14 protein-coding genes are annotated in these 16,759 nt (G+C 40.5%); 6 read left to right on the top strand and 8 right to left on the bottom strand.

Annotated elements, in window-relative coordinates:
• Positions 1 to 95: 95 nt before the first annotated feature.
• Entirely contained in the window at positions 96 to 1,250 is a 1,155-nt protein-coding gene (locus tag C7972_RS01450; RefSeq protein ID WP_110354787.1) for a cystathionine gamma-synthase, read from the bottom strand.
• Positions 1,251 to 1,338: 88 nt separating this feature from the next.
• On the opposite strand from C7972_RS01450, the gene C7972_RS01445 reads away from it, so the two are divergent.
• Positions 1,339 to 2,082, top strand: coding sequence for a DUF3298 and DUF4163 domain-containing protein (locus tag C7972_RS01445; protein WP_110354422.1), 744 nt, complete (start codon positions 1,339 to 1,341; stop codon positions 2,080 to 2,082).
• Here C7972_RS01445 and C7972_RS01440 read toward each other — a convergent pair.
• Positions 2,077 to 2,559, bottom strand: coding sequence for a DinB family protein (locus C7972_RS01440; protein ID WP_258364746.1), 483 nt, complete (start codon positions 2,557 to 2,559; stop codon positions 2,077 to 2,079). The two genes, C7972_RS01445 and C7972_RS01440, sit on opposite strands and share 6 nt — an antisense overlap.
• A 204-nt stretch (positions 2,560 to 2,763) precedes the next feature.
• Between C7972_RS01440 and C7972_RS01435 the strand changes: the two genes are divergently transcribed.
• Both C7972_RS01435 and C7972_RS01430 read left to right on the top strand, forming a co-directional pair.
• Positions 2,764 to 3,117 (top strand): arsenate reductase family protein, encoded by a 354-nt coding sequence (locus C7972_RS01435; protein WP_110354421.1) that lies wholly within the window; start codon positions 2,764 to 2,766, stop codon positions 3,115 to 3,117.
• Positions 3,114 to 4,007, top strand: a complete 894-nt coding sequence (locus C7972_RS01430) for a DMT family transporter (protein ID WP_110354420.1) — start codon at positions 3,114 to 3,116, stop codon at positions 4,005 to 4,007. Before C7972_RS01435 ends, C7972_RS01430 begins: the two co-directional genes overlap by 4 nt.
• On the opposite strand, the gene C7972_RS01425 is transcribed toward C7972_RS01430, so the two are convergent.
• Positions 3,991 to 4,467 (bottom strand): thioesterase family protein, encoded by a 477-nt coding sequence (locus C7972_RS01425; protein ID WP_110354419.1) that lies wholly within the window; start codon positions 4,465 to 4,467, stop codon positions 3,991 to 3,993. The two genes, C7972_RS01430 and C7972_RS01425, sit on opposite strands and share 17 nt — an antisense overlap.
• A gap of 137 nt (positions 4,468 to 4,604) precedes the next feature.
• Between C7972_RS01425 and C7972_RS01420 the strand changes: the two genes are divergently transcribed.
• From C7972_RS01420 to C7972_RS01410, 3 genes are all read left to right on the top strand, one after another.
• Positions 4,605 to 5,579, top strand: a complete 975-nt coding sequence (locus C7972_RS01420; RefSeq protein WP_110354418.1) for a nitronate monooxygenase family protein — start codon at positions 4,605 to 4,607, stop codon at positions 5,577 to 5,579.
• Positions 5,580 to 6,026: 447 nt separating this feature from the next.
• Complete coding sequence (locus tag C7972_RS01415; RefSeq protein ID WP_110354417.1) at positions 6,027 to 9,098, top strand: TonB-dependent receptor; 3,072 nt, start codon at positions 6,027 to 6,029, stop codon at positions 9,096 to 9,098.
• Positions 9,099 to 9,138: 40 nt separating this feature from the next.
• Positions 9,139 to 10,803 (top strand): RagB/SusD family nutrient uptake outer membrane protein, encoded by a 1,665-nt coding sequence (locus C7972_RS01410; RefSeq protein ID WP_110354785.1) that lies wholly within the window; start codon positions 9,139 to 9,141, stop codon positions 10,801 to 10,803.
• A 118-nt stretch (positions 10,804 to 10,921) separates the two neighbouring features.
• On the opposite strand, the gene C7972_RS01405 is transcribed toward C7972_RS01410, so the two are convergent.
• The 5 genes from C7972_RS01405 to C7972_RS01385 all read right to left on the bottom strand — a co-directional run bounded on the left by C7972_RS01405 (position 10,922) and on the right by C7972_RS01385 (position 16,511).
• Positions 10,922 to 11,971, bottom strand: coding sequence for a LacI family DNA-binding transcriptional regulator (locus C7972_RS01405; protein WP_110354416.1), 1,050 nt, complete (start codon positions 11,969 to 11,971; stop codon positions 10,922 to 10,924).
• 70 nt (positions 11,972 to 12,041) lie between these two features.
• Entirely contained in the window at positions 12,042 to 12,647 is a 606-nt protein-coding gene (locus tag C7972_RS01400; RefSeq protein WP_110354415.1) for a DUF1080 domain-containing protein, read from the bottom strand.
• A gap of 10 nt (positions 12,648 to 12,657) precedes the next feature.
• Positions 12,658 to 13,722, bottom strand: a complete 1,065-nt coding sequence (locus C7972_RS01395; protein WP_220020844.1) for a PmoA family protein — start codon at positions 13,720 to 13,722, stop codon at positions 12,658 to 12,660.
• A gap of 19 nt (positions 13,723 to 13,741) precedes the next feature.
• Positions 13,742 to 15,100 carry a Gfo/Idh/MocA family protein gene (locus C7972_RS01390; protein WP_110354783.1) on the bottom strand — a complete coding sequence of 453 codons (1,359 nt, stop codon included), beginning with the start codon at positions 15,098 to 15,100 and terminating at the stop codon, positions 13,742 to 13,744.
• Positions 15,101 to 15,128: 28 nt separating this feature from the next.
• Entirely contained in the window at positions 15,129 to 16,511 is a 1,383-nt protein-coding gene (locus C7972_RS01385) for a DUF1080 domain-containing protein (RefSeq protein ID WP_110354414.1), read from the bottom strand.
• Between the last annotated feature and the right edge of the window lie 248 nt (positions 16,512 to 16,759).

The raw sequence follows: 16,759 nt of genomic DNA, 5'->3' as shown, positions 1-16,759 counted from the left end.
TTTATTGCTAATTGTTGATAAATATTGAGTTTAAGGGCAAAATTATATTATTTCTATAATGTAACCCCTGTTTTTTTTAAAATTTGACAACATATTTATTCTATAGCTTGGCGCAGGTCCTCAATTAAATCTTCCTTATCCTCTATACCCACACTAAGTCTTATCAAGGCATCTACCACCCCACTTTTTTCCCTTACCTCCTTCGGAATGCTGGCATGTGTCATACTAGCCGGATGACCTGCCAAACTTTCCACCCCGCCTAAGGATTCCGCAAGGGTAAATAGCTGTAGTTTTTCAACAATTTTAATGGCTTCTTGATAATGCCCCCCTTTTGGAACAAAGGAGATCATGCCCCCAAAATCCTTCATTTGCCTTTTTGCCACTTCATGATTGGGATGATCTGGAAACCCTGGCCAAAATACGTTTTCAATTTTTGGATGATTTGCCAAAAATTCCGCTATTGCCCTCGCATTTTCGCAATGCCTCTGCATCCTTACGTGCAGGGTTTTTATTCCACGAAGCACCAAAAAACTATCCATCGGCCCACACACGGCCCCACTTGCATTTTGAATAAAATACAATTGTTCTGCCAGTTCCTTATCCCTGACCACCAATGCCCCCAAGACTACATCACTATGACCCCCAAGATATTTGGTGGCGGAGTGCATTACAATATCGGCCCCTAAATCCAAAGGCAGCTGCAGATAGGGCGTCGCAAAAGTATTGTCCACTGCAAGTAGGATTTTGTGTTTTCTTGCCAATTGGGAAACCGACTTAATATCAATAATATTCATCATTGGGTTCGTGGGGGTCTCCACCCAAATAAGCTTGGTTTTTACGCTAATGTGTTTGGCTATTTCTACAGTATCCTGCATCCCCACAAAGTGGAAAACGATTCCGTATTTTTCAAAAATCGTTTTAAAAATCCGATAACTACCTCCGTACAGGTCACTGGTGGAAATAACCTCATCCCCAGGACTCAATAATTTAATAACCGCATCAATGGCGGCCAATCCACTACCAAAAGCCAAACCATAATTCCCGTTCTCTATACTGGCCAAGGAACTCTCCAAAGCCGTCCTTGTTGGGTTGGCACTTCTGGAATATTCATATCCCTTATGGCCTCCCGGAGTACTTTGGGCATAGGTAGAGGTTTGATAGATGGGAGGCATAACCGCACCATAGGCCGCATCTGGAGCCTGTCCTCCATGAATTGTCCTGCTATTGAATTTTAATTGTTTTTTACCCATATCTAAATTTCTATACACAAAAGTACCTTTATCTTTTTGGGAATACAATGATATTGTAGCTTTGCACTTATCTTAAGTAATTACTTTTATGAAGATTGGATTCGCCTATTTATTGATTGCTTTACTTTTATGGAATTGTGAAAAGGACAATCGGCTCACTTTTGAACCCTTTGAGCTTATATCGGAAAATTGCATCAATTGCCCAAAAGTTACTATCCACATTCCCAAGGCCTTGGATGATACACCCATTAGCCACATCATAAACACCTCGGTACAGGAAGAAGTAATATCCTTGCTTATTTATGATGATGAAGTGGAAGCTAGCAACATGGAGGAGGCCATCCAATCCTTTAAAAATGGATATTTGGAATTAAAAAAAATGTATCCCGATGAGCCGGTTGGCTGGGAGGCCGATGTTGACGGCAAAGTAACCTATGAGGATAAAAACATACTGACCATTCAGGTCAATTCCTATTCCTTTACCGGTGGGGCCCACGGTTTTTCCTCTACCCGATTTTTAAATTTTGATAAGATAAAAGAGGTGGAAATGGAACCCATGGAAATATTCAAGGACCCCTTGGAATTCCAGAGTTTTGCTGAGCGCAAATTTAGGGACCAAGAGAAAATTCCAGCAAGCGGCTCCTTAAATGCCACTGGGTTTATGTTTGAGGGCGATGAATTTTATCTTCCTAAAAACATAGGGTTTACCCAAGAAGGCCTACAACTGTTCTACGAGCAATATGAGATTGCGTCCTACGCGGACGGCCCAATTGTTTTAACCTTATCATATAAGGAATTGGAACCCTACTTAAAATTTAAGCAGGAATTATAGCTGCCGCACCTGGGATACCACCTTTAGCAAGGATAAAATAGCCCCAAGATGAAGTCCTTCGTGATACACATTGAAAATAATGGCATCTTCCACAGAACTTAAAGTTACATTGGCACTAGTAGTATATTCCGTATAGCTATCAAATAGCCCATTCCCATAGTCTTCCTGCATCCATTGAACAGTGGATAATAATAAATCCGCCACTTGACTGATTTCCTCTTCCGTACCGGTACCATCGGGTATGGTACCCTTTTTAAATTTCTCTACCAGAACCTCGTTTATCCGAATGGGCTGTCCACTAAATTTGTACACCAAAAGTTGTTGGGTAACTACCACATGGGCAATATTCCACCAAATATTGTTACGAAAGCCCTGGGGGATTTGTAGAAGAACCTCCTTAGGAGTCTCCTTTAAAAGTTTATAAAGCTTTTTCCTGTTTTGAAGCGTTACATCGAATGCGTTTTCCAAAGTTGACATATTTTTGGGTTGATATTTTTTACAATTGCCGCTAAAAATAGTACAATTCAATGTAATTGGGTTTCTTTGCAAAGCGAAAATATTTGGAGGAACATATATACAAAATGTAACCAACATGATTACATTAACCATTTCGTTGGACATTTTGTAAATATCTATGCATAAAAAATTACATATGATCTCCATAAACAATACAAAATACACATGAAAAAGATATTTTATCTGAGCACTTGTGATACTTGCCAAAGAATTTTGAAAGAGCTGGAACCACCCTCGGATTTTAAGCTTCAAGATATAAAGGCCGAGGCCATTACGCTGGACCAATTGGAAAGCATGGCCCGATTGTCAGGAAGCTACGAGAGCTTGTTCAGCAAGCGGGCGCGACTGTATAAAGAGCGAAATTTAAAAGAACAAAAATTATCCGAAGCAGATTATAAGGCACTTATCCTTGAACACTATACTTTCTTAAAACGCCCAGTTATCATTATTGACAACGACATTTTTGTGGGAAATAGCAAAGCTGTTGTGGCTACAGCCAAAGCAAGAATAAATTCGTGAGTAGAAGAACCCTTGCCATCTTGGCCGCCTTGGGGGCAACAACCATTTATGGCATTAACCACACCATCGCCAAAGGGGTGATGCCCACCTATGTAAAGCCATTTGGGTTTATTTTCCTGCGACTTTTTGGCGCAACCCTGCTATTCTGGGGCATTTCTTTTTTCGGTCCAAAAGAAAAGCTGGAACGGCGGGATTGGGGCAGGTTACTTGTATGTGCCTTCTTTGGAATGGGAATCAATATGCTATCGTTCTTTAAGGGGCTGGACCTTTCCACCCCAATCAACAGTGCTGTGCTCATTACCATTACCCCAATCCTTGTGGTAATATTATCTGCATTATTTATCAAAGAAAAAATTACCCTTCAGCGGGGCATTGGAGTTTTTTTGGGCCTGATAGGAGCACTTGCATTAGTTTTATTTGGTGCCGAAATTAGACGGGATGCCACCAACATACCACTGGGGAACCTTCTATTTATAGTAAACGCTACTTCTTATGGACTCTACCTAATACTAGTGAAAAAACTCCTCGAAAAATACCATCCCTTTACCCTCATGAAATGGATGTTCGGAATTGGATTTATCCTTACACTTCCCATAACATATCCAGAATTTGCAGAAATACAATGGCACCATCTTCCCGTGGAAGCTCTTGGATCCATTGCTTTTGTAATCATTGGGACTACCTTTTTGACCTATTTGTTCAATGTATTTGCCCTTACCCAATTAAAAGCTTCCACTGTAGGTGTTTTTATGTACCTGCAACCCTTGATAGGAATTATATTTGCCATAGCAGCCGGCAAGGACCATCTTACTTTGGTCAAGTTTTTTGCAATAGTCCTGGTACTGATCGGTGTATATCTGGTAAGCAAAAAAGTTAGACCAAGTCCTTAGGCCGTACCGAAAACTTTCTTGTATCCTCTTTGGTAAGTACCTTAAATCCATCTCCTTTTGGCACCTTGTTAAATGCTTCTAAAAACTCCTTGCCCAAACCGGTCAGGGTTCTTGCTTTTAGGTCTATCCATGCACCCATAATCTGACAATGGGCAAAATTCTTTCCATTTCCATCATAAAAATTATGATGAAACTCAAAGAACATCCCGTCCTCACTAAGCCCCACCAATTCCAAGGAAACCCTTACAGGTTTCCCTAAAAATGCTTCCCTAAAATAATAGACATGCTCATGGAAAACCACGGGACCGATATTGTTCCTTGACATAGTCTTTTGGTTAAAGCCGATTTCCATCAAGAAGGACATCCTTGTGTGGCTCATAAAGTTTAAATAGGCGGAATTGGCCATATGGCGATTGGCATCCACATCGCTCCATCGAATCTCGAATTCTTTTAAATACATCCCTTTTATTTAGTACATTTGAATTATTATGCATGCATAATAATTCAAATGTACTATTTTTTATAAAAATTTAAATATTTTAGTTATATACTTTTAGGTTGTCCAAATATTTCCAATCGTTAAAACCCAATGTCAAAATGAGCAAAAAAGCCACTTTTATAAAAGATCTAGCACTGCCCGTGATGGCAGCACCCATGTTTTTAATATCCGGCCCTAAATTGGTCATTGAATGTTGTAAAAATGGCATAGTGGGAACCTTCCCTGCCCTTAATCAGCGTACCACTGAAGGTTTTGAGGACTGGTTGGTAGAAATTGAAACCGAATTAAAAAAATTTGAAAAAGAGACTGGTAAGAAAGCAGCCCCCTATGGCGTGAATCTAATTGTGCATCCTACCAATCCAAGATTGGAAGCCGATTTAAAGGTTTGTATAAAACATAAAGTACCTCTAATAATTACCTCTTTAGGTGCCGTAGCCCAGGTAGTGAACACAATACATAGTTATGGCGGCCTGGTCTTTCATGATATTATTAAAAAAAGACACGCCGAAAAAGCTGCGGAAGCAGGGGTAGACGGATTAATCCTGGTCTCTGCGGGTGCGGGAGGCCATGCAGGTACCATAAACCCAATGTCCTTGGTGGCGGAAATCAAGAAATTCTACAACAAAACCATTTTACTTTCCGGCTGCATCAGTACCGGAAGGGATATAGCATCGGCTTTACAAATGGGAGCGGACTTGGCCTATATGGGCACTAGGTTTATTAATACCCAAGAAAGCATGGCCCCCGAGGAATATCGAAAAATGATAATAAGCTCCGGGGCTAGCGATGTGGTCTACACTGCGGCAATATCCGGTGTACATGCCAATTTTTTGGGAGCCAGCCTAAAGGCGGCCGGAATTACGGAAGAAGATTTAAAAAAAGACAGAAAGATAGATTTTGGGAAAGAACTGAATACGGAGGCCAAAGCATGGAAAACCATTTGGTCTGCTGGCCAGGGGGTCACCACTATAGACAATGTGGAATCCGTTTCAGAATTGATATCGAACCTAAAAGCCGAATTTAAATTGGCCATTGAAGAACAGATAAAAGTATTGGAAACCTATCCCAAATAATTACTTTCCTCCAGCTAATAATTTTTAGGAGTACCTTTTCAAAATAGGCAACAAATTATTATTTATAATAACTCTTCTAACCGCCTCATTCCCAGAATATAACTAAAAATACCGCTTTTAGACAAAACCTTGCCCAATTATATTTATGGCATAGCCAACGTGCCATAAAATTCATACTATTCCTACATGTCATTTCTTACGCAGGGCCTGTAAACACTATACATTCCACCCAAAACTACCTGCTTTTTTACGAATTAAAAATTTAAGTTAATTTATGTTAATAAATAGTAATTATTCATTAAAGTCCCATATATATTGGGCAATTACAATATTTAACATGAAAAATTTACAAAAATCATAACATGTATAGAATATATTACTATATTCGTTAACGTTAACGAATAATACGTTACGTTTTATGTTTAACTAACTCTCAAAACTCTAATTATGAAAAAACAATTTAATGAAGCAATTCATTCACCTCAGGGTGTTCCTGTTTGGAAGAAAATCTTCCTGCAACTATGCTTGGTGTCCTGCCTGGGGATGTTCACCGCATCCCATGCCAAAGCGGATTCCGGCTTAACTGTACAACAGCAGGTAAGTGGTACGGTGACCGATGATTCCGGTGTGCCCTTACCAGGTGCCAGTATTGTTGTAAAGGGAACTACAACAGGTACCGTAGCAGATTTCGATGGCAAATACACAATAAATGTTGCCTCAAATGGTGTATTGGTATTCAGTTATGTTGGTTTTACACCAAAAGAAATTGCCGTAAACGGCAAAACTACCGTTAACGCTTCCCTTGAAATCGATTCCAGCTTATTGGACGAAGTGGTCGTTGTAGGTTACGGTACTCAAAAGAAGGGAGAGGTTACTGCCGCCATTGCATCTGTAGATGCCGAACAACTAGGTATTGTCCAGACTTCGAGCAGTATAGATGCCGTTAAAGGGCAAATTTCCGGGGTAGACATCCAAGCTTCGGGTGGAAGACCGGGACAAACCTCAACCGTGCGGATTAGGGGAAGACGTTCTATTACTGCATCAAATGACCCACTGTATGTGGTGGATGGAATTCCACTAATTGACGGTTCGGAATCCATGTCCGATATCAATCCACAGGACATTGCATCCATGCAAATATTAAAAGATGCAGCAGCAACGGCTGTTTACGGATCTCGTGGAGCCAATGGGGTGGTTTTGGTTACCACGAACCGTGGTAAAGTCGGAAAGACCCAAGTACGATACAGTAGCCAAGTCGGGTTAACATCCGCAGCACAATTGGTAGATATGATGAACGGCGCAGAGTATGCAGCTCTTAAGAGAGAGGCCAGACGTTCTTCATGGAACGGTACGATACCTGATGATGCCGCCGTATTTTTTGACCCTGTAGAACTAGAATCTTTGGCTATGGGCCGTTCAACGGATTACCTAGATTTAGTGGTAGGCAATGGATACCAGACCAACCATCAGTTAGGAGTGAGTGGGGGATCTGAAAATACAACCTTTAATTCTTCCATAGGTTATTTTAAAGAACAAGGAATAATCAAAAATCAAGACTATGAAAGATTTACCGGTAGGCTAAATATTGATCATCGTATCAACAAAACTTTTAAAATAGGGGCCTCTTTTATGGTTTCCAATTCCGTACAAAATTGGGGATCTAATGCAACTATTGGTGAAGCATTGGCGAATAATCCGTTAGGAGTTCCCTATGATGTTGATGGTGAGCTATTATTTTTACCTACCAATGATGGAATTCGAACAAATCCGCTAAACGAGCTGGTAGACGGAGCTTATATTGATGAAAGAAAGTGGACCCGTATTTTTGCGCCCATTTTTTTAGATATAGATATTGCCGAAGGTCTTCAGTGGAGAACTTTGTTCGGTCCTGATATCCGATTGGGCAGAAGAGGTCAATTTAGAGGTAGTTTAACCAATGACAACCGTGGTGGCCCAGGTGATGCATCTATAGAACATTCCGATAACTTTGCATATACCATTGAAAACTTATTGACCTACGATAAGGCTATTGCCGATAAACATAATTTGAAGGTAACCTTGCTACAAAGTACCCAGAGTTCCAAAACCGAATATTCCCTTGCATCGGTGACAGGGATTCCATATGAGTCGCAATCCTTTTATAATTTAGGTTCTGCAGACAATAGCCTAGCTCAATCTAGATTGACAGAATGGACATTGAACTCATTTATGGGTAGAATAAATTATGATATTGCGGGCAAATATTTGTTCCAAGCCTCCTTAAGGGCCGATGGCTCGTCAAGATTGGCCGAAGGAAACAAATGGAATTATTTTCCAGGGGCTTCCCTAGGTTGGAGATTGTCCGAAGAGGCTTTCTTGAAAGAATCGTCTGTCTCACAGTTAATGTTGAGGGCATCCTATGGAGAAGTGGGCAATACCTCTGTTGCGCCCTATCAAACTGCAGGTAGGTTGGCCCCATCGGTTTATGCTTGGGGCGAAGGCAATGCTCTTGGAAGGGCACTTTCTGAAATTCCAAATCCAGATTTGGGCTGGGAAGTTTCCAAAACCTTGGACATTGGTGTTGATTATGGTTTATTCAATGGTCGTGTCAATGGTGCAATCGATTGGTTTAAGACCAATACGGTAGACATCCTGCTAGATAGAAGTCTCCCATTTACATCGGGATACAGTAGTATTTTGCAGAATATTGGTGCCACACGTACTAAGGGACTTGAATTTGCCATCAGTACCAAAATTTTTGACAACCCAAACGCATTTTCATGGAAAATGGATTTCAACATAGCAGGTTATACTGAGGAGATTGTTGAACTGGCCTTAAAAGACGAAAATGGCAATCCAATAGATGATATTGGTAACAATTGGTTTATTGGTCAGCCGATCAAAGTTTTCTATGACTATGAAAAAATAGGTATTTACCAAGCGGACGAAGTGGCCTTGGCTACTTCCCAGGAACAAAAGGTGCCCGGAGAGATTCGACTTAATGATTTGGATGGGGATGGACTTATTACCCCAGAGGATCGTAAGGTACTGGGAACGGACACACCTGATTATTATGGTGGTTTAACCAACAAATTCTCTTATAAAGGTTTGGAATTGGGTGTTTTCTTTTACTTCCGACAAGGACAAACCATACAATCCGACTTCCATGGGGGCAATAACTCTTTGTTTGCCAGATACAACAACCTTGATGTTGATTACTGGACCATAGATAATCCTACCAATGCCAATCCTAGGCCCAACGAAAATCAAGAGAGTCCTAGAAACGGATCTACGTTGCGATATTTTGATGGCAGTTTTATTAAATTAAGAAACGTGTCTTTGAGTTATAAACTTCCAGATTCATTTGTTGACAAACTGGGTATGGAAGAACTAAAACTTTCAATAGCCGGTCAAAATCTGTGGTTCATTACCAATTATGATACTTTTGACCCTGAAGTTTCCGAAGATGCAGGCTCTTTGGGGTCTGGTATAGTACCAAGCAATAAAATGTATTCATTGAGCTTGAGTGCTAAGTTTTAAGGAGTTTAAAAATCAGATTAAAATGATAATTGAAAATATTATGAAAAGAAAAATATATTGTATTTGGTTTTTGACCTTGGGGTTCATAATCAATTCATGCGATAAATCTTTGGAAGAAGAGCTTGTGACAGACGTTTCGGCTGCTTCATATTACACAACTGAAAAAGGTTTTCAGGATGCCGTGAATGCCACTTATTCACTCTTAAAACCTTTTTATGGACAGGAAATTGGCTTTACAATGACAGTCTTCGGAACGGACACTTATAATAATGGGGCGGATGGTAGCCATAAATTTTTTAATTTCTATGACACCAGTTTGAACGCATCATCTTCAATGGTAAGAGATGCCTGGGCCACTTGGTACAGAGGTATCAACCAAGCCAATGGCGTTATCAACCGTTCGGCCGGAATAGAAATGGATGAAGCGGAAAAAACTTCGCGTATAGCGGAGGTGCGTTTCCTAAGGGCTCTTTATTACTTTAATATTGTGACCACTTATGGGGATGCACATCTTAGTCTAGAGGAAACAGAAGGGATAGAAGTGGAAGCGAATAAAACTCCTCAGGCAGAAATTTATAACCAGGCCATCATTCCTGATCTCGAGTTTGCTATAGCCACCTTACCCAACTCGCAATCCGATTATGGTCGTGCTACAAAGGCTGCGGCAGAGTTTTTATTGGGTAAAGTGCTATTAACCCGCAGCTACAAATCATTTGCTGAAGGAAGTGACGCTTCAAGATCCGAAACATTGTTCAGTAATGTAATCAACAATTATGGTTTTTCACTTTTGGACGATTTTGCTGATTTATGGGATATTAACAACCAAGAAAACAGTGAAATGGTCTTTGTTGTTACTAATGCAAAGTCACAAGTTGATAGTGGAATTGACCCCTACGGACATAGAGGGCACCTTTATTTCCTACAGGAATACGATGTACGTCGTGGAATGACCCGAGATACGGAGAATGGAAGACCTTGGAAAAGATTTAGACCTACCGATTTTACACTAGGTTTATGGGATAGGGATATAGATACGCGTTACGATAAATCATTTAAACATGTATGGTATGCCAATAAAAATGAACCTGCCACACCGGCAAACCCGGAGAATGGTGAACCGGCAAGGGCGGCATTGGCCATTGGCGATACTGCTATTTTTATTCCTGGCCCTGGAAAAGACATCGATTGGCCACAATCTAGACAGGACACGAAGCCCTATATTACTATAACAAACGACGAATATTCAGAACGTTTGTTCCCTTCCATGAACAAATGGATCGACCCTACTAGACCCGATCGCCAGAAAGAACAAGGGCAACGCGATTTTATTTTAATGCGCTTGGCCGATGCCTACTTATTGCGTGCCGAAGCAAGGTTAAAGCAAAATAATGCTCCCGGTGCCGCCGATGACATTAATGTTGTACGGATAAGATCGGCAGTTCCCGGACAAGAGGCTACAATTGAAATTACTGCTGGTGATGTTGATATAGATTTTATTTTAGATGAGCGTGCACGTGAATTAATAGGTGAAGGATGGCGCTGGTGGGATTTGACCAGAACCGGAAAATTGGTAGAGCGCACTAGGTTATATAATCCTACTGCGGCGCCCAATATTCAGGATTACCATGTGTTAAGGCCCATTCCACAGGAACAAATAGACCGGACTTTGGGAGGTTATCCCCAAAACCCAGGCTATCCACAATAATTTTTAGTTAATTAATTTTAGTTTGTTTAGAGGCCTCCAAATTTAATGGAGGCCTTTTTTTAATGGAAGTGGGGGCAGGTGGGATTGCAATAATTGAATCCTATTCCCAACTTGGAACTTAAAAAGACTCGCAATTTTCCTGTACAATTATTTCTACAGGGACATCCATATTTAAATCTGAGGGGTCCTGTTCCGTAAGATATTTGAACATGCCCTTAATAGCGGTATATCCTTGATATTCCGGCTTTTGATTGATAAGAAAGTTAATTTCCTGCTTTTTTAGACATTCAAGATTATCATGGTGTAGATCAAACCCCACCACTGAGACATTGGAAACGTTATAGGTTTTCAGTATCCCTGGAATTAAATAAGATCTTGCATTGGTAACAAAAATTCCCTTTCGTCTGGGATCCTTAAACCATTCTTCTATTTCAGGATTAATTTCAAAAGGCCTATCTATTGGGTGATTAATGGTCATGATGGAGATTGGCTTACCCTTGAAATTCGTTGCAAAGAATTCCCTAAAGCCATTTTCCCTTTGTTGATTATTGGCATGTAATCCCCTTTCCGTTACTATATTGATAACAGAATAGAGCCCTTCGGTTCCTACCAACCCGTGTAAAAGCCTTCCGGCAACCTTTCCGGCATTATGTGAATTCTGGCGAATAAAATAAGAAGGATAGTCCAATTTGATCTCTGTATCCATAAAGACCACTGGCATTTTTTCGGCCTTGGCCTTACTTAAAAGATTGTTACATTCCACCATAAAAAATGGGACCGTCACCAAGGCATCATATTTTTTATTCAAAACAACATCGCCCATTTCTATAAAGGAGAAGGGATCTGTAAAATAGTAATAGGAAACAACAATGCCCATCTCACTTAATTCCTCCACAGCCTTCTCGATACCTTTTTTAGGAAGTTCCCAATAACTCCAATTACTGGACACCTCCGGTATAAGCACGGCTATTTTCAATTTCTTCCGTCCTGCCAAATTAAGGCGACTGGCCACCGTGTTCTTTTTATATCCGGTCTCTTTGATGATAGTCTTTATCTTGTCCCTTGTGGCTTTGGACACCCCAGGCCTATTATGCAACACCCTATCTACCGTACCAATGGAGACATTGGCAAGTCTGGCAATTTGTTTGATTCCAATAGTATTGTCCATAGACCAGCTTCCTTAGATTAACATTGTAAGGGCATTACAAAAAGGTGCTAAAATTACAACTTGATTCCGTTTAAAGCTTGCCTATAACTACTTTTTTAAAATGTATTTCCATTTCCCTCCCCGGATGCAATTGGATTCCGATCGGGCCTTGCAAATTGGCATTATCCAAAGTATAGTTCATTACTTCCTCTCCATTTAGCCAAACGGTGTATTTATTGTTCACTGCACGGGCCCTGATAGTATTCCACCCCTTTAAACGGAGTAATCTGTTTATATTCTTCGCTTCCACGGGATAACCGGCACCAGGTACGTAAGGCGATCCGGTCATATCCCTTTTAAGGGAGCCCGATACTCCAATTTGGATCTGTGGGTTGTTTTTATCCTCTCCCCGCATAAATATGCCAGAATCTATATTCCCCTTTATCATTTTAAAATCCAACTGTACCACAAAGTCATTATAACTTTCATTGGTCCAAAGTATGGAACCTTTTTTACCAGGATTATTCTTGGCTATTATTTTACCCTTTTTTACTGTCCATTCCCCTCCATCCGGTATTTTCCAAGACTCCAATGCTTTTCCATCAAACAAGGTGTACATGGTTGTCCTATCCAAAACCTGGGACATTCCACTTGTGCCAAAAGTTAGAAAAAGTAATAAAACCATAGCATGTTTCATAGCCGCTGTATTAATTTTCGCTAAAATCGGAAAAATATCCGTTCAGTGAATCTGGTGTCAATTGGTCACCGTTGTGAACCAGGATGGAATATTTGAAGGTTACGGACTCCCCTTTGGCCAAAGTGAAATTCAATTTTTCCTTTCCTTCCGAAAACACCTCTTGTCCCAATGGATTAGCTGCAAAAAGTCCGTAACCACGGGCATGCCAATAGGTAGGATAACCAACATTATTGGGATGATCCATTATGGTCACCGAAACGGGCTCCTCATCTACCTTACCGTATAGAGTAGTCCATTTGGCCCGGGTTCCCCAGGCTTCCTCACCAGTCTTTCCTTCACTGGTTAAATAATTCCCATTAACACCCTCATTGTTCAAGGCCTCGACTTCGGTAGGTATCCCGTTGGCATCCATAAATATAGATGGTTTATCGGAAGGAAGCTCCAGCCCCCTTGTTACCCGAATAGCGATCATTCCTTCTTTATTATCCTTAAAGGATACATCTTCCAAGGCTTTTAAGGTAGTGGTTCTTACAATTTTCCTAGTATTCCCATCTTGGCTAAAGGCAAATTCCGTTGTTTCCTCCAATAGATTTTTATTGTCCGATGTATCCCAACTAGCCTTGGCAATTAGGGTGCCCTTTTCCGCATTGGCTTCTACAATTTGCCGATGGTTTATGGTTCCGTATTTATGTTTATCCTCCGCCTTTATGGCATAGGAATTGTTCCAAAAATCCAAGCCGTTTACGTCTCCATAATTAAACCATATCCCAACATGGTGAGGATGATCCACCCTTTCCCCCTTTACAGGTTCTATGGGAAATCCCCTGGTTATTTTATTACCACTTTTAGTAATTACCGGATAAAGAACGGGTTTGGGGGTTTTACCATCGTAGACATAACTGGTAAACAAATCTCCATCTATTAACACATCTACCTTTTTGTTCTTTTCGTCCGTTACAAAGGTAACCTGATCCATCTTTGGCGAAGGTTCTGCAACATTCCCCTTTTCCACCTTATCCTTACAGGAGGAAATCACCATAAGAATGAGTATATAACTGAAATTTATTTTATTCATATCATTATCGATTTTAAAATTAATACGTGAAAACCTTATCCCCCGCCAAAACATCTTGAGCCTTCTCATCGAAAGTGGATTTTAATCCCGTCCTAAGGGCTGCGGTGGTCATTATATTGGCAATGGAATGATTGTAGGCTGCATCTATTGGACCATTTGTTTCCTTTCTGCTCCTCACGCATTCCATCCAATTCAACATATGCATTGAGGTCATATTATCGGCACCGGTATCGGCAGAGGTAACCACCTGAACGGCACTGTCCGATAGATCAAATTCTGACAATTGATTTTCCTGCATACCCATTTTATTGGCATGGGAAGCTTTTAACCCACCATTGGGGCTCACTTTATTGGTGTCTAGGTTTAATTCCCCTCCATTGGAATAATAAATTTCCTTGATACCCCCTGCAGAATTGGTAAACCTGGAAGAATATACTACCTGGAAACCTTTGGAAAGGTCATCCAATGGGCCATAATCGAATACAGCTGTCATGGTATCGTAATTCTTTCTTCCATCTTTCCAAAGATAGATTCCTCCATTGGCAGCAACACTTCTTGGATGGTTCAGTCCCGTAAACCAATGTACGGTATCAATCTGGTGGGACATCCACTGTCCGGGGATTCCGGAAGAAAATGGCCAAAACAATCTATACTCCAAGTACTTTCGGGGATCCCATGGCTCATAAGGCCTGTTCATTAAATAACGCTTCCAATCGGTATCCGATTCCTTAATTTGACCGGTCAATTCTGGCAAGCGCCATCTGTCCGGTTGATTAACATTCCAACTCATTTCAACCATTACGATATCTCCAAATTTACCGGACTTAATATAATCGTTGGCTGCGTGGTAATTCTTTCCACTTCGTCTTTGCGAACCAATTTGAAACACAATTCCGGAATCCTGGACCGCCTTTTTACCAACCCTTGCATCATCCATTGTTTCGGCAAAGGGTTTTTCTACATAAACATCCTTTTTGGCATTGGCCGCTTGCACGGTATGCAGGGCATGTTGAAAATCTGGCGTGGAAATTATAACGGCATCAATTTTATTTTCATCATACATTTCATCATGGTTTCTCCAAACCTTCATCTTTTCCCCAGTTTTCTCCTTCAGGAAGGCCGCTCCTTCATCCCTTCTTCGGTTCCAAATATCGGAAACCCCCACAATTTCAAAATTCTGTTTTTTGTGATGCCCCAAAAATGCCGGAATCAAGGCCCCTTTGGCCCTATTGGAAAATCCCGCAATCCCTACCCTTACACGGTCATTGGCTCCAATGATCTTACTGTAACTTTTAGCACTCATAGAGTTGACCCCCAAAGCTATTCCCCCTGAGGCCAATGCTGTTTTTTTAATAAAATTTCTACGTCCTTCACCCATAATCTTAGTGTTTTGAATTGAACCTATTTTAAAACTCACGAATTTTTATACTTCTAAAGGAAACATGGTCCCCGTGATCCTGCAATAGGATCCTCCCTGATGGGATCGTTCCAAAGTTTTCCCATTTTTCATACTTACTTTTTTCCACCAATGCCTTAAACATCTGGCTAAACCGGTCGTATTCCACCACCTTTACATTATTGAGCCAATGTTCAACATGTCCACCCTTAACAACAATCCGGGCATTGTTCCATTTACCTACCCCATTAAAGTTCTTGCCTCTTGAATTTTCAAAATTTTCTGCGCGGATCAGATCGTATAGGGATCCCACGGTCCTATTGCCATTTTTTCCTTTTTTGGCATCCGGATGTTCCTTATCGTCCAACACCTGAAACTCCAGACCAATGGCAGAACCTTCACCCATGTTAAGATTGGGATCAACAAAATATTTAATGCCGCTATTGGCCCCTTTGGTCAATTTAAAGTCTATACTTAATTCAAAATTGCTAAAAGCCTCCGTTGTCACAATATCCCCACCATTTCTAGATTCCGCACCTCCGGACGACAGAACACTTAGTACACCGTCTTCCATAATCCAACCTTTATCTGGAAACGCACTTAGTTTGGCACCGCGCCAACCTTCAGAAGTGGCTCCATCCCACAATAATCGCCAGCCTTTCCTAACTTCATTTGGGGTCAACCGATTTTGCAGATAACTTATTTCGGGGGCATATAACGCCACCGGCCTCCGTTCCTTTTCCAAGTCGGATGTTTTTATTCTAATATTCTTCCATTTCACTATTTTGCCTTCCAAACTAGGGTCGTGTATGGAATGAACCTGAAAAGCAATAAATCCTTTTGCCGTAGCATCATCTACCAGATTGGCACATTGTATCCCGTTTATCCAAGTTCTAATATTATTGCCTATGGCCTCAATTCTATAATGGTTCCATTCCCCAGGTTTAAAAGCATTTTGTCCTTTGGTATTTCTGGACAAAGGATATAACCATCCCCTTCTTGCCTCATCATATATTCCACCGGCCCATTTTCTATCACTGGTTTCAATTTCACATTGATATCCATGCACCCTACCATCCATATACTCGGGAAGGCTCAAGCTTCGAAATTGAACTCCGGAATTAAGTCCATTTTCAACAAATACATCAAACTCCAAAATAAAATCGCCATAGGCCTTTTTAGTGGCCATAAAACTATTGGGGGTATTCAGCCTAGAGGTTCCGATCATTTCCCCTTTTTCAATTTTATACTTTGCGTTTCCGTTCAGTTGTTCAAAATTGGAAAAATCCTTACCATTTAAAAGTGATTCCCATCCTTCTTGGGCAAAAGAGTTGCAAATAGCAAAATGAAGCAGTAATACCAAGATTGACTTGGTTAATTTTCTATTGATCATAACATTTAAAAATTAATTTTCGTTAACGTTAACGAAAATATAAAAATATGTTGAAACAACACCATAATGATTAACAAATCAATATATTTAATTTGCCTCTAGCACTAATTAACTAAAATTTTCAACAATTTTATGCCATATTCCAAAAAAAATAAAATACCTATGTTCCCCTCCTTTTACACAGAGGCAACCGATCTTTGAAAAATTATAGGATAAGCTTATCTTGCTGCCAAATGCTTTTAATGCTA

Origin of the sequence: Arenibacter sp. ARW7G5Y1, from assembly GCF_003201775.1 — a bacterium.
Classification (GTDB): domain Bacteria; phylum Bacteroidota; class Bacteroidia; order Flavobacteriales; family Flavobacteriaceae; genus Arenibacter.
The sequence above is the reverse complement of the archived record's forward strand: the minus strand, read 5'-3'. Positions and strand labels throughout refer to the sequence as shown.